General features: G+C 64.2%; 26 protein-coding genes. 10 read left to right on the top strand and 16 right to left on the bottom strand.

The annotated features are described in order from the left end of the window. Positions 1-10: 10 nt before the first annotated feature. From flgH to EN852_RS01030, 12 genes are all read right to left on the bottom strand, one after another. A complete protein-coding gene (flgH, locus tag EN852_RS01085) occupies positions 11-715 on the bottom strand; it encodes a flagellar basal body L-ring protein FlgH (protein WP_127864332.1) in 705 nt (234 codons plus the stop codon). Then, positions 712-1332, bottom strand: coding sequence for a MotE family protein (locus EN852_RS01080; RefSeq protein ID WP_127864333.1), 621 nt, complete (start codon positions 1330-1332; stop codon positions 712-714). The genes flgH and EN852_RS01080 overlap by 4 nt, the downstream gene beginning before the upstream one ends. Before the next feature lie 8 nt (positions 1333-1340). Beyond that, positions 1341-2429, bottom strand: a complete 1089-nt coding sequence (locus EN852_RS01075; protein ID WP_246694162.1) for a flagellar basal body P-ring protein FlgI — start codon at positions 2427-2429, stop codon at positions 1341-1343. 149 nt (positions 2430-2578) lie between these two features. Next, positions 2579-3100, bottom strand: a complete 522-nt coding sequence (gene flgA, locus EN852_RS01070; protein WP_127874574.1) for a flagellar basal body P-ring formation chaperone FlgA — start codon at positions 3098-3100, stop codon at positions 2579-2581. A gap of 6 nt (positions 3101-3106) precedes the next feature. Continuing rightward, positions 3107-3895 carry a flagellar basal-body rod protein FlgG gene (gene flgG, locus EN852_RS01065; RefSeq protein WP_127874573.1) on the bottom strand — a complete coding sequence of 263 codons (789 nt, stop codon included), beginning with the start codon at positions 3893-3895 and terminating at the stop codon, positions 3107-3109. A gap of 10 nt (positions 3896-3905) precedes the next feature. Next, the gene (locus tag EN852_RS01060; RefSeq protein WP_127864337.1) at positions 3906-4235 is read right to left on the bottom strand and encodes a flagellar hook-basal body complex protein FliE; all 330 of its coding nucleotides are present in this window, start codon (positions 4233-4235) and stop codon (positions 3906-3908) included. Beyond that, complete coding sequence (flgC, locus tag EN852_RS01055; protein WP_095817159.1) at positions 4235-4651, bottom strand: flagellar basal body rod protein FlgC; 417 nt, start codon at positions 4649-4651, stop codon at positions 4235-4237. The genes EN852_RS01060 and flgC overlap by 1 nt, the downstream gene beginning before the upstream one ends. 2 nt (positions 4652-4653) lie before the next feature. Then, positions 4654-5034, bottom strand: a complete 381-nt coding sequence (flgB, locus tag EN852_RS01050; protein ID WP_126059627.1) for a flagellar basal body rod protein FlgB — start codon at positions 5032-5034, stop codon at positions 4654-4656. 88 nt (positions 5035-5122) lie between these two features. Beyond that, entirely contained in the window at positions 5123-5911 is a 789-nt protein-coding gene (locus EN852_RS01045; protein WP_127874572.1) for a hypothetical protein, read from the bottom strand. Beyond that, a complete protein-coding gene (gene fliI / locus EN852_RS01040) occupies positions 5892-7298 on the bottom strand; it encodes a flagellar protein export ATPase FliI (protein WP_127874571.1) in 1407 nt (468 codons plus the stop codon). Before fliI ends, EN852_RS01045 begins: the two co-directional genes overlap by 20 nt. A gap of 4 nt (positions 7299-7302) precedes the next feature. Further along, positions 7303-8025, bottom strand: coding sequence for a flagellar basal-body rod protein FlgF (gene flgF / locus EN852_RS01035; RefSeq protein WP_127864340.1), 723 nt, complete (start codon positions 8023-8025; stop codon positions 7303-7305). 7 nt (positions 8026-8032) lie between these two features. Beyond that, positions 8033-9154, bottom strand: a complete 1122-nt coding sequence (locus EN852_RS01030; protein ID WP_127874924.1) for a DUF1217 domain-containing protein — start codon at positions 9152-9154, stop codon at positions 8033-8035. A 147-nt stretch (positions 9155-9301) separates the two neighbouring features. Here EN852_RS01030 and motA point away from each other — a divergent pair, with 147 nt between their 5' ends. The 6 genes from motA to EN852_RS01000 are packed head-to-tail and all read left to right on the top strand — an operon-like array spanning position 9302 to position 14204. Then, on the top strand, positions 9302-10177 hold the full coding sequence (gene motA / locus EN852_RS01025; RefSeq protein WP_127864342.1) for a flagellar motor stator protein MotA: 876 nt from the start codon (positions 9302-9304) through the stop codon (positions 10175-10177). Between the two features lie 34 nt (positions 10178-10211). Beyond that, the gene (locus EN852_RS01020) at positions 10212-11150 is read left to right on the top strand and encodes a FliM/FliN family flagellar motor switch protein (RefSeq protein ID WP_127874570.1); all 939 of its coding nucleotides are present in this window, start codon (positions 10212-10214) and stop codon (positions 11148-11150) included. A gap of 30 nt (positions 11151-11180) precedes the next feature. Beyond that, positions 11181-11573, top strand: a complete 393-nt coding sequence (gene fliN / locus EN852_RS01015; RefSeq protein WP_127864344.1) for a flagellar motor switch protein FliN — start codon at positions 11181-11183, stop codon at positions 11571-11573. 43 nt (positions 11574-11616) lie between these two features. Then, complete coding sequence (locus EN852_RS01010) at positions 11617-12642, top strand: flagellar motor switch protein FliG (protein WP_127874569.1); 1026 nt, start codon at positions 11617-11619, stop codon at positions 12640-12642. A 24-nt stretch (positions 12643-12666) separates the two neighbouring features. Beyond that, a complete protein-coding gene (gene flhB / locus EN852_RS01005) occupies positions 12667-13749 on the top strand; it encodes a flagellar biosynthesis protein FlhB (protein ID WP_127874568.1) in 1083 nt (360 codons plus the stop codon). A 17-nt stretch (positions 13750-13766) separates the two neighbouring features. After that, on the top strand, positions 13767-14204 hold the full coding sequence (locus tag EN852_RS01000) for a hypothetical protein (protein WP_127874567.1): 438 nt from the start codon (positions 13767-13769) through the stop codon (positions 14202-14204). A gap of 58 nt (positions 14205-14262) precedes the next feature. Here EN852_RS01000 and EN852_RS00995 read toward each other — a convergent pair whose 3' ends face one another. The 4 genes from EN852_RS00995 to EN852_RS00980 all read right to left on the bottom strand — a co-directional run bounded on the left by EN852_RS00995 (position 14263) and on the right by EN852_RS00980 (position 17970). Continuing rightward, positions 14263-15033: a helix-turn-helix transcriptional regulator gene (locus EN852_RS00995; protein ID WP_127874566.1), complete on the bottom strand. Its 771-nt coding sequence runs from the start codon at positions 15031-15033 to the stop codon at positions 14263-14265. Then, on the bottom strand, positions 15030-15740 hold the full coding sequence (locus EN852_RS00990; RefSeq protein ID WP_127874565.1) for a helix-turn-helix transcriptional regulator: 711 nt from the start codon (positions 15738-15740) through the stop codon (positions 15030-15032). The genes EN852_RS00995 and EN852_RS00990 overlap by 4 nt, the downstream gene beginning before the upstream one ends. Before the next feature lie 440 nt (positions 15741-16180). Next, positions 16181-17212, bottom strand: coding sequence for a histone deacetylase family protein (locus EN852_RS00985; RefSeq protein ID WP_127874564.1), 1032 nt, complete (start codon positions 17210-17212; stop codon positions 16181-16183). 41 nt (positions 17213-17253) lie between these two features. Beyond that, a complete protein-coding gene (locus tag EN852_RS00980; RefSeq protein WP_245519483.1) occupies positions 17254-17970 on the bottom strand; it encodes a TetR/AcrR family transcriptional regulator in 717 nt (238 codons plus the stop codon). Positions 17971-18158: 188 nt separating this feature from the next. Between EN852_RS00980 and EN852_RS00975 the strand changes: the two genes are divergently transcribed. From EN852_RS00975 to EN852_RS00960, 4 genes are all read left to right on the top strand, one after another. Next, positions 18159-19820, top strand: coding sequence for an amidohydrolase (locus EN852_RS00975; RefSeq protein ID WP_127874563.1), 1662 nt, complete (start codon positions 18159-18161; stop codon positions 19818-19820). A 128-nt stretch (positions 19821-19948) separates the two neighbouring features. Beyond that, a complete protein-coding gene (locus EN852_RS00970) occupies positions 19949-21043 on the top strand; it encodes an ABC transporter ATP-binding protein (RefSeq protein ID WP_127874562.1) in 1095 nt (364 codons plus the stop codon). Beyond that, positions 21043-21963 carry an ABC transporter permease gene (locus EN852_RS00965; RefSeq protein ID WP_127874561.1) on the top strand — a complete coding sequence of 307 codons (921 nt, stop codon included), beginning with the start codon at positions 21043-21045 and terminating at the stop codon, positions 21961-21963. Before EN852_RS00970 ends, EN852_RS00965 begins: the two co-directional genes overlap by 1 nt. Beyond that, positions 21956-22753 carry an ABC transporter permease gene (locus EN852_RS00960; protein WP_127874560.1) on the top strand — a complete coding sequence of 266 codons (798 nt, stop codon included), beginning with the start codon at positions 21956-21958 and terminating at the stop codon, positions 22751-22753. The genes EN852_RS00965 and EN852_RS00960 overlap by 8 nt, the downstream gene beginning before the upstream one ends. Positions 22754-22756 lie beyond the last annotated feature (3 nt).

The raw sequence follows: 22756 nt of genomic DNA, 5'->3' as shown, positions 1-22756 counted from the left end.
TCTCCCGGTCCTAGAAAGGAAGAACCTGGTCCAGCACCTGCTGGCCATAGGCCGGCTGCTGGACCTCGCTCACACGGCCGCGGCCGCCATAGGAGATGCGCGCCTCGGCGATGCGCTCGTAGGGGATGGTGTTCTCCGCGCCGATGTCGGACGGACGAACCATGCCGGCGATGGTGAGCACCCGCAGCTCGTAGTTGACGCGGACCTCCTGCGAACCCCTGATCATCAGATTGCCGTTGGGCAGCACCTCCGTCACCACGGCCGCTACATTGAGCGCGATATCTTCCGAGCGCTTGATCTCGCCGTCGGCATTGGTCTCGGTGCTGGAGCTCAAGCCGGCGTCACCCTTGCCGCTGGTGCTCGCCGTTTCCCAGCCGAGATTGACGTCGTAGCCGAGCTTGCGCGCGGCAGTGCGGCTGCGATCGTTCTGGTTCTTGAAATTGGCCCGATCGTTGAGCCTGATGTTGACGGTCAGGATGTCGCCGGCGCGCAGCGCGCGCGGATCGGTGAAGAGCCGGCTCTGGCGATCGTCCCACAGCGAGAATTTCTTCGGCCGCGAAGCGGGCGGCTCAGGGTAGCTGTATGGACCGGAGCCGCCCTCGCCGATGCCGGAACCGACCGGCGACAAAGCGGGCTCCCTGTTGATTTCCCTGGGATCGGTGCCGCAGCCGGCCAGGCCGGCCAGGGCGATCAGGGCGAGCAATTTCAACTTCATGACGGATCAACCCTTCGCGCCGCGCTGGCCATGATGCCGGTGAGCGTCGCCGCCGCCTTCTGGTCCATTTCATTCAGGATGACGCCGGCCTTGCGCGAATCGAGCTTCATCAGGATGGCCGCCGCGAGCTCGGCATTGACCATCGCCAGCCGTTCGGCGGCGGCGTCCGGCTTCATGCCGGCATAGATCTTGACGACGCCGTCCTCGGCGCGCGCCAGGAAAACTTCGCGGCGCTTCAGCCACTCTTCATATTCGGCTTTCTTTGCCTCCAGCGCTTTCATGCGCTCGTCGATGCCGGCCTGCAGCTGCTTCAGCTGCTCCGCCTGCAGGGCGTAGCGGCGGTCGCGCGCGGCATCCGCGATGTTGGAGCAGAAGCGCTGGATCTCGCTTTCGTCAGGCGCTTTGCCGCCCGCAAGTCCAACCGGTTGGGCCGATGCCGTCTCGCGCGTGAGCTGGGCCGGCTGAGCCGGCGCCTGACCGCCAGGCAATACCTGGCGCACTTCATCCGCGCGGACCGCGCCGCCCGCCAGCGCGACGATCGCGCCAATGGCGAGGAGGCCGCTCGCGGAGTGAAGCCTTGGGCGACGATGCAGTATCGAGGAGAGGAGCGCGATCATCGGTGTGCCTATTGGAGAACCAGGTCGGCCTGCAGGGCGCCGGCCGACTTGATGCCTTGCAGGATGGCGATGATGCCGTCGGGCTTCACGCCGAGGCGGTTGAGGCCGGAGACAAGCGTTTCGAGATCGGGGCCGTCGAGCACGGCGACGCGCGCGTTGGGCCGGCTCGCATCGATGGCCGTGGACGGTGCCACCGCGGTCTCGCCCCTGGAGAAGGGTTCAGGCTGGACGACCCGCGGCGCCTCGGTGATGCGCACGGTGAGTGTGCCATGGCTGATCGCCACGCGCGAGATCCTGACATTGCTGCCGATGACGATGGTTCCGGTGCGCTCGTCTATGACGACGCGGGCAGGGGCATCCGACTCGACGACGAGGTTCTCGATCTCGGCATAGAAGCGAGCTGCGGAGATGTTCTTCGGTCGCCTGATCTGCACGGTTCGGGCATCGCGCTCGGCGGCGACCCGCATGCCGAAGCGCTGCGAGGTGTAGTCGTTGACGGCATCGGCGATGCGGATGGCGGTCGAGAAGTCGGGATTGCGCAATTGCAGCGTCAACACGCCCTGATCGTCGAACTCGGCCGGCACGGCGCGCTCGACGATGGCACCGTTCGGCACGCGGCCGGCGGTCGGCACGCCTTGCGTCAACTGCTCCGCCTGGCCCTGGGCGGTGAAGCCGCCGACGATCACCGAGCCTTGCCCGACGGCGTAGATCTCGCCATCGGCGGCCTTCAGCGGCGTCATCACCAGCGTGCCGCCGGCGAGCGAGGTGGCGTCGCCCATCGAGGAGACGTCGATGTCGATGCGGGCGCCCGACTGGACGAAGGGCGGCATGTTGGCGGTGACGATGACGGCGGCCACGTTCTTGGCACGCGCGCTGCCGCCTTCGGTGGCGATGCCGAGATTCTCCAGCATGGCGCGGATCGACTGTTCGGTGAAGGGCGAGTTGCGCAGGCTGTCGCCGGTGCCCGCGAGGCCGATGACCAGGCCGTAGCCGACGAGCTGGTTGTCGCGCGCGCTTTGCAGCTGGGCAATGTCCTTGATGCGCGCGGCGACCTGGCCGGGCGGCAGCGTGCTTGGCCCGGTGGAAACGCGGAACATGCGCTGGGTCGTGGCCGGATCATATTCCGGATCGTCGTAGACGCCGCCATTTTTCTGCGCCAGCTCGCGCTTGGCCTTCGGCGTCAGCCCGTCCGCCAGCACCGGCTGGAGGCCGATGGCCATGCTCATCAGAACGACGAAGGCGCGCATCACGAAGCGCCGACCTTGATGGTGCCGTCGGCCATTACCGTGCCGGAGATGATCTTGCCGCTGTCGGTGTTGCGGATCTTGATCTGGTCGCCGGCAGCACCCGGTTCGAGCGTGACGCCGGCGGCCGAAATGGTGAGCGCGCCGGCGGTGAAATAGACCTGCACGGAAGCGCCCTGCTCGACCAGCCAGGCCTCGCGGATAGCGGTGACCGGGATATAGCGGCCGGGCAGAAGCGTGCGTTTGGCGACCTTGCCCTGGAGTTCCTCGGAGCGCGTCGCCATGCCGTCAGGCTTGTGCTTGCCGGGGATGAGCGTGACCTGTTTGAGCGAGGCGGCCTCGATGGTCTCGCCGGGATAGATGACCCGGTTGGGGATCAGCACGGCTTCGCCGGCGGGCTGGCCGGCGGCTATCTGGTTCGCCGACTGGCCGGTGGCGTCCTGCGCGATAGCCGGCGTGCCGGCGGCCAACAGGGCGGTGGCCAGCACGGCCCGTCGGAGTGCGAAGGAGATCGGCCCGGCCATCACCCGTTACCTGATGTTCTTGGAGACAACCGAGGCCATGTCGTCGGCGGCCTGGATGACCTTGGAGTTCATTTCATAGGCGCGCTGCGCTGAGATCAACTCGGTGATTTCCTTGACCGGATCGACGTTGGAGGATTCCAGGTAACCCTGCTGGATCGTGGCGAAGCCGGGATCCCCTGGAACGCCGACATTGGCCGGGCCCGAGGCGGCCGTTTCCTGGAAGAGGTTGTCGCCCAGCGGGGCCAGGCCCGCTTCGTTGGCGAAATTGGCGATCTGGAGCTGTCCGAGAAGCTGGAGGTTGGTCTGGCCGTCCAAACGGGCAAAGACCTGGCCGGTCTTGTTGACGATAACCTCGATGGTATCGGTCGGCACGGTGATGGCCGGAATGACCTCGGCGCCGTCGACGGTCACCAACTGCCCGGTGGCATTGGTGTTGAAGGAGCCGGCGCGCGAGTAGAGCGTGCCGCCGTCGGCGCCCTGGATCTGGAACCAGCCCCTACCGGTCAACGCCAGGTCGAAGCTGTTGCCGGTGCTGGCCAGCTCGCCCTGCGTGTGGACGTTGCGCACCGCCGTCGTCTTGACACCAAGGCCGATCGAAACGCCTTCCGGCACCAGCGAGGTGTTGGAGCGGTTGGGCACGCCTTGCGTGCGGTCGACCTGGTAGAGCAGGTCGGAGAATTCGGCCCGCGCCCTTTTGTAGCCGGTGGTGTTGATGTTGGCGATGTTGTTGGCGATGACTTCCAGGTTGGTCTGCTGGGCGTTCATGCCGGTCGCGGCGATGGCGAGTGCTTTCATGACGCGGTTCCTAGATACTCATGCGACTGATTTCGAGGTAAGCCGAGACGACCTTGTCGCGGATTGCGATGGTCGTCTGCAGCGCCTGCTGGGCGCTCAGCACCGCATCGACAACCTGACGGGTGTCGGCGTCGCCCTTGAGCGCCTGTATCGACATCTGCTCGGCACCCTGCAGCGTGTTGACGGTCTTCGTCGCGGCCTGGCTGAGGACGTCGGCGAAGCTGCTGCCGACGCTTTCGCTGGCCTGCGTCCCGACGCCGCCCTGCAAAAGGTTTGGTGACGCCGACTCCGCGCCGTCAACCGCCGTCTTGAATTGTATTGCCCCGATACCGCCGATCATTACTGGTTCCTCATCAGGTCGATGGTCATGGAAATCAGATCGCGAGCCTGCTTGATGACCTGCAGGTTGGCTTCATAGGAGCGGTTCGCCTCGCTCATGTCGGCCATTTCGACCAATGTGTTGACGTTGGGCATCTTGACGTACCCTTTGGCGTCGGCGGCTTCGTTGCCGGGCTGGAATTCGATCGGAAAGTCCGAGGGATCGCGATTGATGGCGCTGACTTCCACCAGCGAACCGCCGGTCGCGCGGTCGACCTCGGACTGGAAGGTGATCGTCTTGCGGCGATAAGGATCGGCGCCGGGCGTGCTGCCCGTCGACTGGGCGTTGGCGAGGTTTTCCGAGACCACGCGCAGGCGCTCCGACTGGGCGCCGAGACCGGATGCCGCGACTTTGAGGGCTGCGGTGAGGGCGTCCATGGTCAGCTCTTCACCACCATCGTCATCATCGAATGGAAGGCCTTCACGATCGCCGTGTTGAGCTCGAAGGAGCGGCGGACCTCGCCGGCCTTCATCAGCTCCTGCTCGAGAACGACGGTGTTCTTCGACGGCATGATCGCGCCGTCAGGGTCCTCCGGCTTGACGTTGAAACCGGCATTGGTGGTTTCGGCACCAAGATGGCCCGTCTGCGTGGCAGCCAGCGTCACCGCGGTGCGGTCGAGGACCTTTTCGAACGGCTCGACATCATTGGCCGTATAGCCCGGCGTGTTGGCATTGGCGATGTTGGAAGCAATCGCCGACTGGCGCACGGCCAGCCATTGCGACTGCCGCGTGGCAAGATCGAAAAGATTTACGGGTTCCATGGGAATCTCCCGGACAAGTACGCACAAGACTAGGCGGCCAGTCTTGCGCGGACCTTGCGCGGGGGCGGGGCTGTACGGCCCGGCTCCGTTACTTCGAGAGCGGGATCACCTTGTCCGTGCTGGTGACGATCACCCACTTGCCGCCGCGCTGCTCGATGGAGGCGACGCGGCTCGAATCCGGCAGAACGGAGCCGCGCTGAACGACCCACAGACCCGTATCGTCCTCGATCATGGCGCGGCCGTTGGCGACATGCACCATCTTGAATTCGGAAGCGGCGGCCGGGAAAGGTTGGTCGGCGGGCGGCGGGGCGGGGTCATCCTCAACCGTTCCGGTGGCAAAGAGATCGATATCGGGATTGGGAACGTCCTTGGCCGTCAGCGGCCCGCTGCGTTGAGCCACAACGCCGCCGCCCTCGCGTCCGGAATTGCTGCCGCTGCCGCCGAACTTGATGGCCTGGACGCCGAACTGCTCCTGATTGAAGAAGATGTACCAGGGAAACAACGCGCAGATCAGGCCGAGCGTGATGCCCAGCGCGGCGATGACGAAATCGCTTCGTCGGTCGGCGCTCCTGTCGGCAAGGCGCGGGAACTGAGCTTTCGGCGGCTCCGGCCATTCGGCGCGCGGGAAAAGCCCGTCGATCAATGAATCGCGGCTGGCCTGTGCCGCATCGGCTCCCTTGGCGATGGGCACCCTCGAAGGATGCGGCCTGTCAGCTCTGGTCAGCAGTGCCGCCGCCTTCTCCGTCCTGGCGCGCGCGGCTTGATCCTTGGCAATCCTCGCTTTGTCGGCCTCGGCCCGCTCCGCCGCCTCGGCCTCGGCGAGCATGTCGCGCAGCATGCGCTCGGTATATTGGAGCTCAGTCTCCTTGATCGCCATTCAGCTTCCCCTTGAGATGGCGGGCGAGGTCGGCAAACGGATCGACCGACGTGCGGTCCCTCGGCGATTGCGTGAGCGCATCGTAGATCAGCGGCACCTGGCGCACCGCGTTGTCGAGCTCGGCATCGGCGCCGCTTTGGTAAGCGCCCAAAAGACGGATGTCGCGCGTGTCCTCGAAGCGCGCGATCATCGATTTCAGCCTTGTCACCAGCACGCGCTGTTCCGGGCTCCAGGCCTTGTCGGCAAGGCGCGAGATGGACGACAGCGGATTGACCGGCGGATAGCGGCCCTGCTCGGCCAGGGCGCGGTCGAGCACGACATGGCCGTCGAGGATGCCGCGCACCGAATCGGCGACCGGATCGTTGTGGTCGTCGCCGTCGACCAGCACGGAAATGATGGCGGTGATCGAGCCTTTTCCCTCGGCGCCAGGGCCGGCGCGTTCGAGCAGCTTCGGCAGGTCGGTGAAGACCGAGGCCGGATAGCCGCGCGCGACCGGCGGCTCGCCGGTTCCTGTCGCAACCTCGCGCAGCGCATGCGCGAAGCGGGTAATGGAATCCAGCACCAGGAGCACGCGATGGCCCTGGTCGCGGAAATGCTCGGCCACGCACATGGCGGTGTCGGGCGCGCGGCGCCGCATCATGGCGCTTTCGTCGCTGGTGGCGACGACGGCGACGGTCTTGGCCATGCTCTCGGCGCCGATCGTATCCTCGAGGAACTCGCGCACCTCGCGGCCGCGCTCGCCGATCAGCGCCACGACCACCGTATCGAAGGCTTCGGCGCCGGCGAGCATGGCAAGCAGCGTCGACTTGCCGACGCCGGAACCGGCGAAGATGCCGAGCCGCTGGCCGAAGCAGAGCGGGGTAAAGATGTCGATCACCCTGACGCCGGTGAGGAAGCCGGTGCCGACGCGCTGGCGCGACAAGGCGCCCGGCGTCGCGCCATGCATCACATCGGTGGCATTCGACCGGATCAGCGGAGGACCGCCGTCAATGGGACGGGTCAAGGCGTCGACGGCGCGCCCGCGCCAGGAGACATGCGGCGTGACCGCGAGCGGGCCGCGGCGAAAGACGGCGTCGCCGATACCGGCATCGGCGCTGCGCTCGAAAGGCGCGATCACGACCTCGTCGCTGCCGATCTTGACGATCTCGCCGCGTCGCGCGCCGGCCTTGCCGCGCTGCTCCACGATGTCGCCCAGCCTGGCGATCCCGGACAGGCCGCGGACCTTGTAATGCGTGGGCGATATCTCGGCGACACGGCCGCCGCGCGCAAGCAGCGCCTGCGGATCGTCGAACCGCCGCCAGACGCGTTCGAGCGCGGCCAGCCGGTCCGTCCTTCCGGAATCGGCAGGGCTCTCGGAAGCGCGCAACAGGGACGGGCCGGTCGTCATGCCGTTACTTCGAGCCGAGCGTCTTGATCGCGTCCTCGGTCGAGGAATCGGTCTGCCGCATCAGCGCCGCCGTGTTCTCGAAAGCACGCTGCACCTGGATCAGCCGGGTCATCTCCAGCACCGGGTTGACGTTCGACTCTTCCAGAAATCCTTGCGCGATGCCGATGTCGGAGCGATCGGTGACGGGTTCGGGCGTGCGCGCCGGAACGATGCCTGAATTGCCATAGCGGACGAAATTCTCTCCGGGATCGAAATTGTAGAGGCCGATGGCGCCGACCAACTGGTCATTCTGCCTGAGCGAGCCGTCGGCGCCTGCCTTGGGCGGGCCGTTGCGCGGATCGAGCTGGATCGGAGCGCCGCCGCTGTCCAGCACCGGATAGCCTTCGATCGACATCAGTTCGCCGTTCTCGTTCATGGAGAAACGGCCGTCGCGCGTCATCACGGTGCCGGCGGGCGTGTCGATGGCGAACCAGGCATCGCCCTGGACGGCGAAGTCGAACGGGTTGCCGGTTTCGGTCAGCGCGCCATGCGCGCCGGAAAGATAGGTATTGCCGGAGGAGGCGAAGGAAACCGACCTCGGCCCCGTGCCGGACACGACGTCCTCGAACTTCACGCCGGTGGCACGAAAGCCGATGGTCGAGGCATTGGCGACATTGTCGGCGATGGTGTCGAGACGGCGCTCGAGCGCGATCTGAGAGGAAAGGGCGACGTAAAGACTGTCCTGCATGATCGTCTCAGAACTTCAATTGCTGCATGGCCATCATCAGATCGGTGGAGATGCCGACTGTGGTCGGCTGCGCGAAAAGCACGCTGACCGACGTCACTGCCGTCGAGGTCGGGTGAGCGATCTCGTACATGCTGGTGAAGCGGGTCAGGAACTTGCCGAGCTTGTCGGGGTCGGTGAAGTCCTTGATGTCGAGCTTCTGCCCGAACAACTGCGCCTGCTTATCGATGTCGGCCGTGGCAAAGGAATCGGGCAGGCCGAGCGCGGTGCGCACCACGCTGGCCAAAGCGGTGTCGGCCAGCACGTCGTACCAGCTGGTGATATCGGGCGCCTTGCGCTGGAAATAGAGCGCCAGCCGCACGCCCTCGTTGGTCTTGCCGGCATCCTCCTCCAGCGTCTGGCGCATGTACATGTCGACGGTCGGCTGCTGCGCCTGAACATAGGTGGTGGCGTTTTCGCCGTATTGCTCGAAGTTGAAGGCCGAGGCGAGCCCGGCATAGGCCTTGTTTGTCTGCTTGTTGGCGACGCTTTCGGGATCGCGCACGCCGCCTTGCAGGACCGACTTGATCAGGTCCTTGTCCTCTGTCGCCGAATCCAGGCCGTACGCGGCAAGCGCGTAGGTGTAGAGCCGGTTGTTCGACATCAGATCGTCGACCGATTTCACCTTGGTGATGTTGGCGAGATAGTAGGTCGTCTCGCCCTTCACATAGTCCGAATTCGGGTCGAGGCCGGCGATCTCGGCCTGGATGGCGTAGTTCTTCGTCACCAGCTGCTGCGCTGGGTTGTAGACGGTCGCATCGGCGCCATCCGCCGCGAAATTGAAAGCCTTGACGAACTGGGCGTAGCGCTTGTCGGTCAGCTTGTAGGCGAAACTGTCGGGGTCGGAAACGCCTTCCTTCAGCGCCTTGACCATGAAGGCCTTGGCGTAGTCCATGTTCTCCAGCCCATAGGCTTTCATGGCATATTTGAACAGGCGGTCATTGTTGACGAAATCGTCGATCGATTTCACCTTGGTGATGTTGGCCAGATAATACTGGGTATCGCGATCGACCATCGGCTGTTTCTCAATCCGGTCGATCGACTTGCTGATGTCTTTGGCAATCAACTGATAGCTGGTGTAGGTATTGAGCAAGGACATGCCTCCGGCCGAAGCTATCCCTGGACAATAACGTCACTTCCTTGCGCGAAGCTGAATCGCGTCCGCTACCCTCGATTCAAGCCTCACACAAGGCACGGGGACTATCCCTGATCCACGACGTGACATGCGGAAGGACCTGTCGTGGGCATTCTGATCGGACTTGTGGTGACGCTCGGCTGCGTTCTCGGCGGCTTCATGGCCATGGGTGGCCATCTGCACGTGCTGCTGCAGCCCTGGGAAGCGGTGGTCATCTGCGGCGCGGCGCTCGGCACTTTCCTGGTCGCCAATCCGATGAAGACGGTCAAGGACACCGGCAAGGGCATTCTCGAAGCCTTCAAGCAGGCGGTGCCGAAGGAGCGCGATTATCTCGAGACGCTCGGCGTCCTGCACAGCCTGATGCGCGAACTGCGCTCGAAGTCGCGCAGCGAGGTCGAGGCGCATATCGACAATCCGGAAGAGTCGGCGATCTTCCAGGCCTTCCCGACCGTGCTGAAGAACCACGACCTGACGCATTTCATCTGCGACTATTGCCGCATCATCATCATCGGCAATGCCCGCTCGCACGAGATCGAGGCGCTGATGGATGAAGAGATCCAGACGATCCGCAGCGACAAGCTGAAGGCTTACCACGCGATGGTGGCGGTCGGCGACGGCCTGCCGGCGCTGGGCATCGTGGCCGCCGTGCTCGGCGTGGTGAAGGCGATGGGCGCGCTGGACCAGTCGCCGGAAATCCTCGGCGGCCTGATTGGCGCCGCACTCGTCGGAACCTTCCTCGGCATCTTCCTGTCCTATGCGGTGGTCGGTCCGGTCGCGACCAAGATCAAGACGGTGCGCGAAAAGAAGAACCGCCTCTACATCATCGTCAAGCAGACGCTGCTTGCGTATATGAACGGCGCCCTGCCGCAGGTGGCGATCGAATTCGGCCGCAAGACGATCTCCTCCTATGAGCGTCCGACGATCGATGCCGTCGAGCAGAGCACCATGAACGCCGGCTCCGCCGAGAAGAAGGCGGCCTGAGCATGCAGCATCCGAGACAGGGCCGCCTGCCGCCATGACCAGTCCGGCCAGTCCGTCAGAAACGCGGGCCTTGATCATCGAGCGGCTTGTCGGCGACAGCGGCGAGGCGGCGCAGGTGATCGGCGCCGGCCGCAGCATGGCCGAGCGGGCGCTGCCGGTGCTGCAAAAGGCGCTTACCGGCGAGCTCGGCGCGCCGGTGACCGTCGACCTGCAGGCGGTAGAGGTCGGCCGCGTTCCCGAAGCGCGTTCGCGCGCCGGCGATGCCTTCGCGCTGACCATCGTTTCCTCGCCTTCCTCGGCTGACGCCATGACGCTGGTGATGGATGCACAGGCGGTCGCCGTCATGGTGAGCGCGCTGTTCGGCGGCGATCCCGACCAGCCGGTCGCGCCGATCGAGCGCGACCTGTCGCAGATCGAAGCCGATGTCGCGACGACCGTCTTCCAGGAGGTCGCGACGGCGCTCAACGGATCCGGCAAACGCTCGCTCGACCTGCGCCTGCCGGTGCCGAGGGCCATGGCCGGCAACGAGGCGAGGCGGCGCGTGCTGCGCGACGGCGCTGCCGTGCGCATCGTCTTTGGCCTTTCCACGCCGTCCGACAGCGGCACGCTCACGGTGATGATCCCGCAGCGCCTGCTGCTTATCTCGCGCGACGGCGCAGCCGCCGCGGGCAAAGATGGCGAGGCCACGGAGTTCGACTGGCGGGCCCGCTTCTCCGAAGAGGTGATGCGCTCGACCGTCCGGCTCGAGGCGACCATGCCGCTCGCCAGGCTGACGCTCGGCGACCTTGCCGCGTTTGCGCCCGGCCAAGTGATCGAGTTCGAGGAGAAAGCGCAGCTCAACGCCAGGCTCAGCGCCCGCGACAAGACATTGTTTGTCTGCGAGTTCGGCAAGCTCGGACAGAACTACACGGTCCGCATCAGCCATCCGCATGATGCCGGGCAGGATTTCATCGACGGACTGATGCCGGGCTGACGCCAGGCCCGGGATTTATGGAGACGAAGTATGGCAGCGACAAATGTGGAAGCCGAGGCCGAAACGGAAACCGGCCAACCCAACGAGCAGCTGGATCGCGCTATCGAAGAACTGCGTGGCGTGCTCCGTGAAGAGGAGGGCCGTCCAGATGCCGCGCTTCGGTCGGGGGCCAATTCGTCGATCATCATGACCATTCCGGTCGACGTGCAGATCATCCTCGGCAGCACCGAGATGCCGGTCTCGGAGCTGATGGCGCTGCAGAAAGGCTCCACGGTCGCGCTCAACCGCCGTATCGGCGAGCCGGTCGACGTGGTCGTCAACGGCCGCAAGATAGCGCGCGGCGAGATCACGGTGCTGGAGAGCGATCCGACGCGCTTCGGCATCAGGCTCACCGAGATCATCGCCGCGACGAAGAGGGCGTGAGCATGGTCGGCGGGCGGACCAATCGGCAGCGAGGGCAACACGCATGACGACGGCATTGGCGCTCACAGGTCCGCAAAAGGCGGCGGCCATACTGGTGGCCATGGGCAAGCCCGCGGCCAGCCGGCTGCTCAAATTCTTCAAGCAGGATGAGCTGAAGGCGCTGATCGAGGGCGCGCGTCTCTTACGCACCATCCCGCAGGCCGATCTGGAGCGCATCGTCGCCGAGTTCGAGGCCGAGTTCACCGAGGGCGCGGGCCTGCTCGATTCGGCCGACCGCATGGATACGATCCTCAACGAATCGCTGTCGCCCGAAGAGATGAGCGCCATCATGGGCGAGAGGAAGTTCGAGCCGGTCGCGGAAGGGCCCGCGCCGATCTGGCCGGACCTCGAAAAGCTCGAACCGGCACGGCTGGGCGCCTTCCTTTCCGGCGAGCATCCGCAGACGTCCGCGATGGTGCTTTCGAAGCTGGCGCCCCAGGCTGCCGCCAATGTTCTGCTCACCATGGAAAAACCGATGCGCAGCCAGATCATCAAGCGCATTGTGACGATGGCCAACATCCCGGATGCGGCTTCCCGGATCGTCGAGAACCAGCTGCGCGTGAGCGTGCTGTCGCAGAAGGCCAGCAGGGACACCACGGCCGGGCAGGAACGCGTCGCCAGCATGCTCAACGAGATGGCGAAGCCGGAACTGGACGACCTGATGCAGGACCTGGAGCAGGCCGGCACGCCCGATCTCGCCGGCGTCAAGTCGCGGCTGTTCGCCTTCGACGATCTGCCGCTGCTGCCACAGAAGGCCCGTGTCCTCCTGTTCGATGGGCTGTCGACCGAACTCGTCACGCTGGCGCTTCGCGGCGCGTCGCCGGAACTGGCCGAATCGGCACTGTCGGCGATCGGCGCGCGCTCGCGCCGCATGATCGAATCCGAGCTTGGACAGGGATCGGAAGGCATTGCGCTTGCCGACATCATGGCGGCCCGCAAGAGCATATCGAGCGCCGCGATCCGGCTGTCGCGCGAAGGTGCTTTCGAGCTGCCCTCGATGCAGACCGCCACTGCCGCCGAAGCCGCCTGACGATAGTAACCCGGTCAGAGCGTCATGGCTGAAGCGGTCGACAAGGACTCCAAAACCGAGGAAGCCACAGAAAAGAAGATCCGCGACACGATCGAACAGGGCAAGCTGCCCCATTCGCGCGAGACCGCGATCTTTGCGTCCTTTCTCGCCATCCTGGTTTTCGCGGTCTTCTACGCCAAGGACGCGATCGTCGATCTCGGCATGTTCCTGTCCACATTCCTGGAAAAGCCGGAAGCCTGGCCGATGGACACCGAGACCGACGTCATCTCGCTCTACCGGCAGGTGATGACCGAGATCGGCCGCGCCGTGGTCAGCCTGCTGGTGCTCCTGACGGTTGCCGGCATCGGCGCCTCGGTGTTCCAGAACCTGCCGCAGATCGTCGGCGAGCGGATCAGGCCGCAGCTGTCGCGCATCTCGATCGCCAAGGGCTGGAGCCGGATGTTCGGCGTGCAGGGATGGGTCGAATTCCTGAAGTCGCTGGCCAAGCTTGGCTTTGCCATCGCGGTGCTGAGCTTCACGCTCTCGCAAGATCATCGCAAGCTGCTTGCCGGCATGATCACCAACCCGATGTCCTTCGGCATGGTTATCCGCGGCATCTTCGTCGACATATTGGCGGCGATCGTTTTCGTCATGGGCCTGATCGCGGTGGTCGACATCGTCTGGTCGCGTTTCCACTGGCGGCGCGACCTGCGCATGACCAAGCAGGAAGTCAAGGACGAGCTGAAGCAGTCGGAAGGCGATCCGATCGTCAAGTCACGACTGCGTTCGCTGGCGCGCGACCGGGCGCGCAAACGCATGATGACGGCGGTGCCGCGCGCGACGCTGGTGATCGCCAACCCGACGCACTTTTCGATCGCGCTGAAATATGTGCGCGGGGAGGATTCCGCTCCCATCGTGCTCGCCAAGGGGCAGGATCTGGTGGCGCTCAAGATCCGCGAGATCGCCAGGGAGAACAACATCCCGATCTTCGAGGACGTGGCGCTCGCACGCTCCATGTACAAGCAAGTTTCGGTTGATAGCGTGATCCCGTCGCAATTCTACCAGGCGGTCGCCGAATTGGTGCGGATCGTCTACTCGAAGAAGTCCGCCCGCAAGGCAACCCAATGAACGGACGCCGCTAATCCATGGACCGGCAACCACACGCCAATTCCCGCGAGCTGATCGTCGCCAGCGCCATCGAGCCTGTTGTGGGCGAGTTGAGGCTCATCGACGTTGCCGACTATATCGCCTTCATCCGGCTCGAGCATTTCGCCTGCCTGTCGGACCTGGTGGACTCGGCCGCCGAGCTTTACTTCCGGCCGGGCACGCTGCGGCTCGGCCATGGCGGCGAGGCGCATGTCGACTGGAGCGGCAGTCCGCGTATCGTGCTCGATCTCGAGCTGCGGCCGCGCGGCGTGACGGTCTATTTCCAATTGACGCTGACCGAGCGCGGGCCTTCCGTGGTGGTCAACTACGTGTCGTTCGAGAAGCCCGGCGAGACGCCTGAGCACAACACTGCCTTGCTCGAGGGCGCCGTAGAGGAGGCCCGCATCCGCAGGACCGAGCCGCTGGCATTTCCCTGATGATTTGATTGTGGCGAGCCGAGCTCGCCGCGTCACCTTTAGCGCTGCATGCGTGACATCACTCGATCAGGCCGAGCCGCAACGCCTTGGCGACCGCCTGGTTGCGGTTGACCGCGTTGAGCTTCTGCGTCGACTGGGTGAGGTACTGGTTGGCGGTGTGCACCGAGAGCTTGAGAAGCTTGGCGATCTCTTCGCTGGTGTTGCCGTTGGCGGTCAGCTTCAGGCATTCGAGCTCGCGCTTGGAGATCGAGCGCATCCGGCCGCTGTCGGTGGGGCGGATGCGGGCGACCGCCGCGAACAGCGCGAAGGAGCGCGCGTGGATCTCGCACAACGTGTCGTCGGACAATGCCATCTCGGAGCCCAGGAAGACGACCAGGCCGCATTGACCGCGGTCGGCATGCACGGGAAGGGCGATGCCGGTTGTGCCGGGCGCCAGCGGCGCGGTCGGCTCTGCCCAGGCGAGCGACTGAAAGACCTGCCGCGATCCGGCGATGCCGTCGTCGGCCCACCAGCGCGGCGCGGTCGAGATGCGGCTGTGCCGCACCACATCCTCGCCATTGGCGCCGGAGATGAATTTGGTTGCGACCGCGGTGCTCGGGTAGTCGGAATCGAAGCACGCGACGAGGCGAGCGCGTTCGGCCGACGGGCTGACGAAATAGAGCCCGAAGGCCGAGGCATTGATGTCCACCGCGATCCAGCGGCAACGGCGCACGGCATCGGGAATGGTGGCCGCGTGATGCGTCTCCGAGCCCAGCGAGAAGGCGCCGAAGGGGTTGCGCTGATCGTTGAAAAGGGCGGCGGCCGCCTCTTTGACCTGTGCGTGCTTCAAATGATGCCGCTCCTGATCGCCGTCGCGATCGCCATCGCGCGGTTCGAGGCCGCGAATTTCTGGATGGCGTGCGTGATGTAGCTGTTGACGGTGTTGGACGAGACGCCGAGGATGAGGGCCACCTCGTCGGTGGTCTTGCCTTCCGAGACCCAGAACAGGCATTCGCGTTCGCGGTCTGACAGCGGGTCCTGCATGGATGCCGCCGCGATAAGCTGCGGAATGCTGGAAAGCGCATAGCAGCATTTGAGCTGTGCCTTCATCAAGGCGGTCAGGTCGATCTTGCCTGCCTCGGCGGCCGAGAACAGCACGAACAGGCGCTGCCGGCCGACATTGAGCCGCAACGAGTAGATTTCGGCATGGCCGAGCACGTCGAGCAGGCGGGCCTCTTCGCCGGTCAGCAATGCGCCGGCGTCGGGCGCGTGCGCCGCAACCAACGGCTTGGGGCGCACTCCGGGCGCCACGGTGAGAGGGCCGAGCGCCAGATTGGCGATCAGCCTTTTGCCGATCAGCTCTATGGCATCGAAGATCCAGTTCGAGGAGACGATGCGCGCGTCGTTGCGGTCCTGGTCATGCACAATGGCGACCAGCATGTAGCTGTCGGCGCCGATGTCGGCCGTAAGCTGCATGAAAAAACCGGTGAGATCGCCGCGGGACGTCAGGTGCGGGCCTGAAGCATCGGGTTGGAGAAGCGCGGCGGGACTGCTCATTTTAATTCTTGGATTCTTGCCGGAATCGATCCTTGTGCCCGGTGCTGGCGAAGCCAGCGGCCGGACCCCGAAACGCGTCACGTTTACGAAGACACACTCACGGGCGCGAACGGCGCCCAACCGCGCCGAATCCCTCTAGGGAACGCGAAACCGTCCGCGTCTGGTGCCGGCCTGGCGCCGGAACTTGAGACTTTGGGTGGTCGCCGCGCCCCCCGTGGACCGGCTGATTCGGGTCTAATCTACCCGCAGATGAATCCGACATCAAACGCGATTTGACAAAATCGAATCCGATGGACTCGCGTTGCGACTCAGCGGCCGATCTTCGCGTTGCTTGGCGATGATCTCAAAGTCGAATTGAGCTGATGATTTCCTGGCCGGGCCGCAAAAAAAAGACGCCCCCGGTTGCATTCGGGGGCGTCTGCCTTTCGGTCGAACTGCGCTTAGCGATCCTCGAATCCGGTCAACACACCGACGGCGTTGATGCCGATCTCTTCCACGGCATAGCCGCCTTCCATGACGAAGAGCGTCGGCAGACCCAGCTTGGCGATACGACGGCCGATCTTGGGATAATCCTCGCTCTTCAACTTGAACTGGCTGATCGGATCCTTCTCGAAAGTGTCGACGCCGAGCGACACGATGACGATGTCGGGCGCGTAGGCCGCAAGCCTGGCGCAGGCATCCTCCAGCGATGCGCTCCAGCCGTCCCAGTTTGTGCCGAAGGGCATTGGATAGTTGACGTTGAAACCCTCGCCTTCGCCTTCGCCGCGCTCGTCGGCGTGGCCGAGGAAGAAGGGATACTCGACCATCGGATCACCATGCAGGTTGAGGACCTGGATGTCGCCGCGGCGATAGAAGATCTCCTGCGTGCCGTTGCCGTGATGGTAGTCGACATCGAGGATCGACACGCGCCTGGCGCCCTGGTCGCGGAACCATTGCGCGACGACGGCGGCGTTGTTGATGAAGCAATAGCCGCCCATAAAGGCGGCACCCGCATGGTGACCGGGCGGCCGGCAAAGCGCGAAGGCGGTGCGCTCGCCGCCCTTGACGAGCGCGGCGGCAGTCAGGGCGACGTCATAGGAGGACTTGATCGCCGCCCAGGTGCCCTCGACGAAGGTGGCGCCGGCATCGAAAGAGTAATAGCCGAGCAAGGCATCGATGCGCTTCGGCGGCACGTCGCCGCGCAGGCCCCGCGTCGGCCAGGTGAAGCCCATGGCCGAGCCGGTGAAGCCGGCGGCGATCCATTCCGGCCAGACGGTCGGCAGGAAATCGATGTAGCGGGCATCGTGCACGCGCTTGGCGGCGGCGAGGTCGTGGTCGACCGGCCCGATGATCGGCCCGAGCTTCTCGCTCTCCACCCGCGCCTTGATGATTTCGGCCCGCGACGGTTTCTCGAAGCCGGGCACGATGGCCGATGTGACCAGTTCCATCTGGCCTGAATGACCGGCGTGAAGTGGCGAAAAGACAGTCTTCATGGAATTCCCCTGGAAGCGCGAAATCGGTTGGAGGTGCGAAATCAGTCGAGGTTGAGATAGGGGGTCACGAGAGCCAGCCACATGGCTTCCACATCGTCCTCGATGAGGTCGAATGTCTTGCGATCCCGCTTCAGTCCGACAAGCCTGCAGGCGTGCCCGACCTCCATCATCACCAGGCCCAGCCGCTTGGCGGTCTTTTCCTCAAGCGCCGGGTTCACATGCTGCAGCCAGGCTGCGTAGAGGGCGATGATGTCCTTGTCGTATCCGTCCTGGATCGGCCTCAGGTCGGCGTTGCCGGAAATGGCCTCGATCACCGGCATCAGGGTCGCGTTTTCGAGATAGATCCGCGACGTGTCGATAAAGAGCTTGCGCACTTCGCGGCGAAACTCTTCGCGGTTGGTGGGTGGGGCGACTTTGATGCGCTTGGCGATCACCTCGGGAAAGGACGACAGCCAGCGCCTGCCGAGTTCGAGAAGGATGGCTTCCTTGTTGGGGAAATATTGGTAGACCGAACCGACTGACAGGCCCGCGCGCTGCGCGATGGCGAGCGTCGTCGGGGTCTTGGTTCCTTGCTCGCGGGTCAGGATCAGCGCTGCGTCGAGAATCCTGTCGACCACCTTGCTCGACCGTTGCTGCCGCGGCTGCTTGCGCGGTTCGAGCGCTATTTTGGTCTTGCGGTCGAGACTGCGCTTCACTGCCCGTTGCCCCCGTTCCCCGCTCGGCCTCACCATCGGCGCGCGGTGCAGTCCACTATACATGCCAAATTCCGGCTGTTGACAAACGCGAATAAACAGTCGCATTCTTTATCCACGCTGTCTTCAACGATAACAAGGGGAATTTCGAAGACGGCGCATCGGCATCGACTTTCGTCCATGGCGTCGCCCCGGTGGAGCGGCCGCTTGTCGGGTGTGGCGTTGTCGGTCCCTCAGCAAAATGTGGAGTCGCGATGTCGGTTGGTGGTGCGGATCTGATTGTCGTCAACGGCCGTGTGCTGACCATGGACGACGACAATCCCGCCGCTGAGGCTATTGCCGTCAAGGACGGCGTCATCATCGCCATCGGCAACCGCGCTTCCATCGAAGAATTCAAAGGACCAGCGACAAAAATTGTCGACGCCCAGGGCGGGTCGGTGCTGCCGGGTTTTATCGAGGCTCATATGCACCTCTTCGGCGGCGCGGCCGAGCTCGACAACCTGTATCTGGCGGGCGTGCACGGCTTCGACGCGCTGCGCGACGCGATCCAGGATTTCGCCGCGAAGCGCCCGGACGCCAGGCTGCTGATAGGCGCCGGCGTCGATTACGCCATCCTGCCCGAGCCGGTGACGCGCCACGATCTCGATCGCATCATTCCCGACCGGCCTTTCGTCATGTCGGCGTCCGACCATCACACGATGTGGGCGAACACCAAGGCGCTGGAAGAGGCCGGCCTGCTCAATGGCAGGCAAGTCGGGCAGGGCAACGAGATCGTCATGGGCGCCGACGGGCTTGCCGCCGGCGAGCTGCGCGAGAGCGAGGCCTTCGGGCCGGTCCTCGACCACTACGGGGCGAACCGCGCGCGGCTTGGCCTGGAGGGAGTCGAGCCGGACCCCCATCCTACGGCAAACGAGCTGGCGGCGGATCGCGACCTGATGCATCGCGGGCTTGAATGGTGCGCCAGGCACGGCATCACCTCGATCCAGAACATGGACGGCAACCTCTACCAGCTTGAGCTTCTGGCCGGTCTGGAGAAAGAGGAAAGGTTGCTTTGCCGTACCAAAATCCCGTTCCACTTCAAGAATTTCATGAAGCTGGAAATGCTGGAAAAGGCCTCGCGCATGGCGGCGGCCTACAATTCCGAGTGGCTGTCCTCCGGCATGGTCAAGGTCTTCTATGACGGCGTGCTGGATTCCTGGACGGCGGTGATGGTCGACGACTATGCCGACCGTCCCGGCTGGCGCGGCGAGCCGCTGTTTTCGCCTGAGCATTTCGCCGAGGTGGCGGTCGAGGCCGACAGGCGCGGGTTGCAGATCGCCGTGCATTCGATCGGCGACGGGGCAGTTCGCGCGGTGCTCGATGGCTATCAGGCGGCGGCGAAGAGGAACGGCAGGCGCGACAGCCGCCACCGCGTCGAGCATATCGAGGTGATCACGGCTCCCGACGTGCCGCGCTTCGCCGAACTTGGCGTTCTGGCTTCGATGCAGCCGGCGCATCCGCCGGGGGCGATGAACTTCCCGATGGAGCCGACGATCTCCCGCATCGGTCGCGACAAGTGGCCGTTGAGCTACGCCTGGCGTACGCTGAAAAATGCCGGCGCGCGCGTGGTGTTCGCCTCCGACTGGCCGGTTTCTCCGGTCGATCCGATCCTGTCCATCCAGGCGGCGGTCATGCGCAAGCCTTGGGCAGAAGGCATGCCCGACCAGAGCTTCTCCCTGCGGGAGGCAATAGAGGGCTACACGGTCGAGGGGGCCTATGCGGAGTTCATGGAAGATCGCAAGGGTCGGCTGAAAACCGGCTACCTCGGCGATATCGTCGTCTTGTCGGCTGATATCGAGGCGACGGCGCCGGAAGCGCTGCAGACAGTGCACCCGGTGACCACCATCTGTGGAGGGAAGATCACCTACCAGGCCTGAGGTGCGGCATGGGAATTGCGTTTGAAAATCAGGTAGCAGCTCCGCAGTTGCCAAGCCGCACGGCTTATGGTGACAATCAAACAGGAACACACCTGCCGGAAAGAGCAGGCTTTCTCAATGGGGTAATCGTGCCGGAACAACCGGGTAAGAACGCGATCGAAGTTCGCGGTGTTCGCAAGGTTTTCGGAACCGGCGAGAACCAGGTAGCCGCCCTCGACACGGTATCGGTGTCGATCCGCGAGAACGAGTTTTTCACACTGCTCGGCCCGTCGGGATGCGGAAAGACGACGCTGCTGAGATTGATTGCCGGCTTCGACTTCCCGACCGCCGGCGAGATCCTGCTGCACGGCCAGGACATCGCGCCGCTGCCGCCCTTCAAACGCCCGGTCAACACCGTCTTCCAGAGCTATGCGCTGTTCCCGCATATGACGGTGGCGCAGAATATCGGCTTCGGGCTGGAGATGCTCGGCAAGCCGAAAGCCGAGATCGAGGCCCGCGTCGCCCAGATGCTGAAGCTGGTCAAGATGGAGCCGTTGAAGGCGCGCCGCACCAGCCAGATTTCCGGCGGCCAGCAGCAGCGCGTGGCGCTCGCCCGCGCGCTGGCGCCGCAGCCGAAGGTGCTGCTGCTCGACGAACCCTTGTCGGCGCTCGACTACAAGCTGCGCAAGGAAATGCAGATCGAACTGAAGCGGCTGCAGCACGAGACCGGCATCACCTTCATCTTCGTCACCCACGACCAGGAAGAAGCGCTGACCATGTCCGACCGCATCGCGGTGATGTCGTCCGGCAAGATCCTGCAGGTCGGCACGCCCTGGGATATCTACGACAAGCCCGCGGAACGCTTCGTCGCCGACTTCATCGGCGAGACCAACTTCCTCACCGCGGCCGTCGCCGACATGGGCAACGGCAAGGCGCGAGCGACGCTCAAGTCCGGCGCCGTCATCGAGGCAACCGTAGCCGACGGCTTCCAGCCTAAAGACAGCGCCACCGTGGTGGTCAGGCCGGAACATGCCAAGCTGATCAAGGGCAGGGGCGATCTGTCTGGCACCGTCGCGAACGTCGTCTATTTCGGCACCGACACGCATATCCATGTGCAACTGGACAGCGGCGAGGCGTTCACCGTGCGCCAGCAGAACACCCGAACCGCCGGCTGTGGGTTCGAGGTCGGCGACGCGGTCGGCATCTCGATCGGCAACGACGCAGCACAAGTGCTGAGGGACTGATGGCCAACGCGGAACAGGTCGCGAAGGAAGCGGAGCGACGCGACGTGCGCACGCGTTGGCTGTTGTCGGCGCCTGCGCTCCTCATCATCCTGCTGGCGGCGACCGGGCCGTTGCTGATCGTGCTCATCTATTCGTTCCTGACGCCCGGTCCTTACGGCGATGTGAAATGGCAGTTTTCGCCTGAGGCCTGGGTGTCGGTGTTCATGGAGCGCGACATCTTCGACGACACGCTCTCGCTGGCGGCCGCCCACATCACCATCTTCTGGCGCTCCATCAAGCTTGCCGTGGTGACGACGATCGCCACTTTGGCGCTTGGGTTTCCCACGGCCTATTTCATGGCCACACGCAGCGAGAAAACCCGCGACATCTGGCTCTTCCTGATCACCATACCGTTCTGGACCAACCTGCTTATCCGCACGTTCGCGGTGCTGCAGATCATCCGCAACGAGGGCATCATCAACACCCTGCTGATCAAAGCGGGGATCATCTCGGCCCCGATCCAGATCCTGTTCACTGATACCGCGATCCTGATCGGCATGGCTTATGTCTACCTGCCGCTGATGGTGCTGCCCATCTATGCCAGCATGGAAAAGCTCGACTTCCGGCTGGTCGAAGCAGGCTACGATCTTTACGCCAATCGTTTCCAGGTGCTGCGGCGCATAATCTTCCCACTGGTCAAGCCTGGCGTGATCGCGGGATCCATTCTCGTCTTCATCCCGGCGATCGGCGCCTATGTCACGCCAGTCGTGTTGGGCGGCGGCAAGAACATGATGCTTTCAAACCTGATCGAGCTGCAGTTCGGGCAGGGCCGCAACTGGCCGCTTGGCTCGGCGCTGTCGATTGCCGTCATGATCATCGTCATGGTGGCGCTGCTTGCCTACGTTCGAAACGCCGGACGGACCGAGGTGCGCCATGGCTAATTTCTCCATCAAGCACCAGCCCGGCTTCACCGCCGTCGCCGCGACCTGTTTCGTGGTTCTCTACATGCCGATCGTGGTGCTGGTCGTCTATGCGTTCAACGCCGCGACATCGACCTCCGAATGGGGTGGCTTCTCGCTCAAATGGTTTCAGTCGGCGTGGCAGAACACGCAGGTCATCGATGCCACCTTGCTGTCCTTCCAGATCGGCTCCGTCGCGGCCGTGCTTGCAACCATTGCCGCGACGATGGCTGCGCTGGCGACGACTCGGACGGCTCCGTATCGAGGACTGACTTTCAAATATGCGGCGATCAACCAGCCTTTGATGGTGCCGGAGATCGTCACCGGCGTGGCGCTTCTGATCTTCTTCTCGCGCGTCAAGATTTTTAGCGGCTACTCGGGCCTCGGCTACCTCATCGCGGCCCATACGGCGTTCTGCATTCCCTTCGCTTATCTGCCCATCCGGGCGCGGCTGGAAAACATGGATCTGACCCTGGAACGCGCCGCGGCCGATCTCTATGCGACGCCCTGGCAGACCTTTCGCCGCGTCACGCTGCCGCTGCTGTGGCCCGGCATTCTGGCAGGGCTGATGCTGGCTTTCGTCATCTCGCTCGACGACGTCGTCATCACCGAATTCGTCAAGTCCGGCGGCCAGGACACGCTGCCCACTTACATGCTCGGCCAGATTCGCCGAGGGATAACGCCCGAGATCAACGCGATATCGACCGCCTTCCTGCTGCTTTCGGTCGCGATCGTCACGTTGTTTTTCTTCGTCAGCAGGAAACAAGACTGAACA

It is taken from the genome of Mesorhizobium sp. M2E.F.Ca.ET.209.01.1.1, assembly GCF_004010375.2.
Classification (GTDB): domain Bacteria; phylum Pseudomonadota; class Alphaproteobacteria; order Rhizobiales; family Rhizobiaceae; genus Mesorhizobium.
Note: the sequence above shows the minus strand (reverse complement) of the source record. Positions and strands in the feature narration are given on the sequence as shown.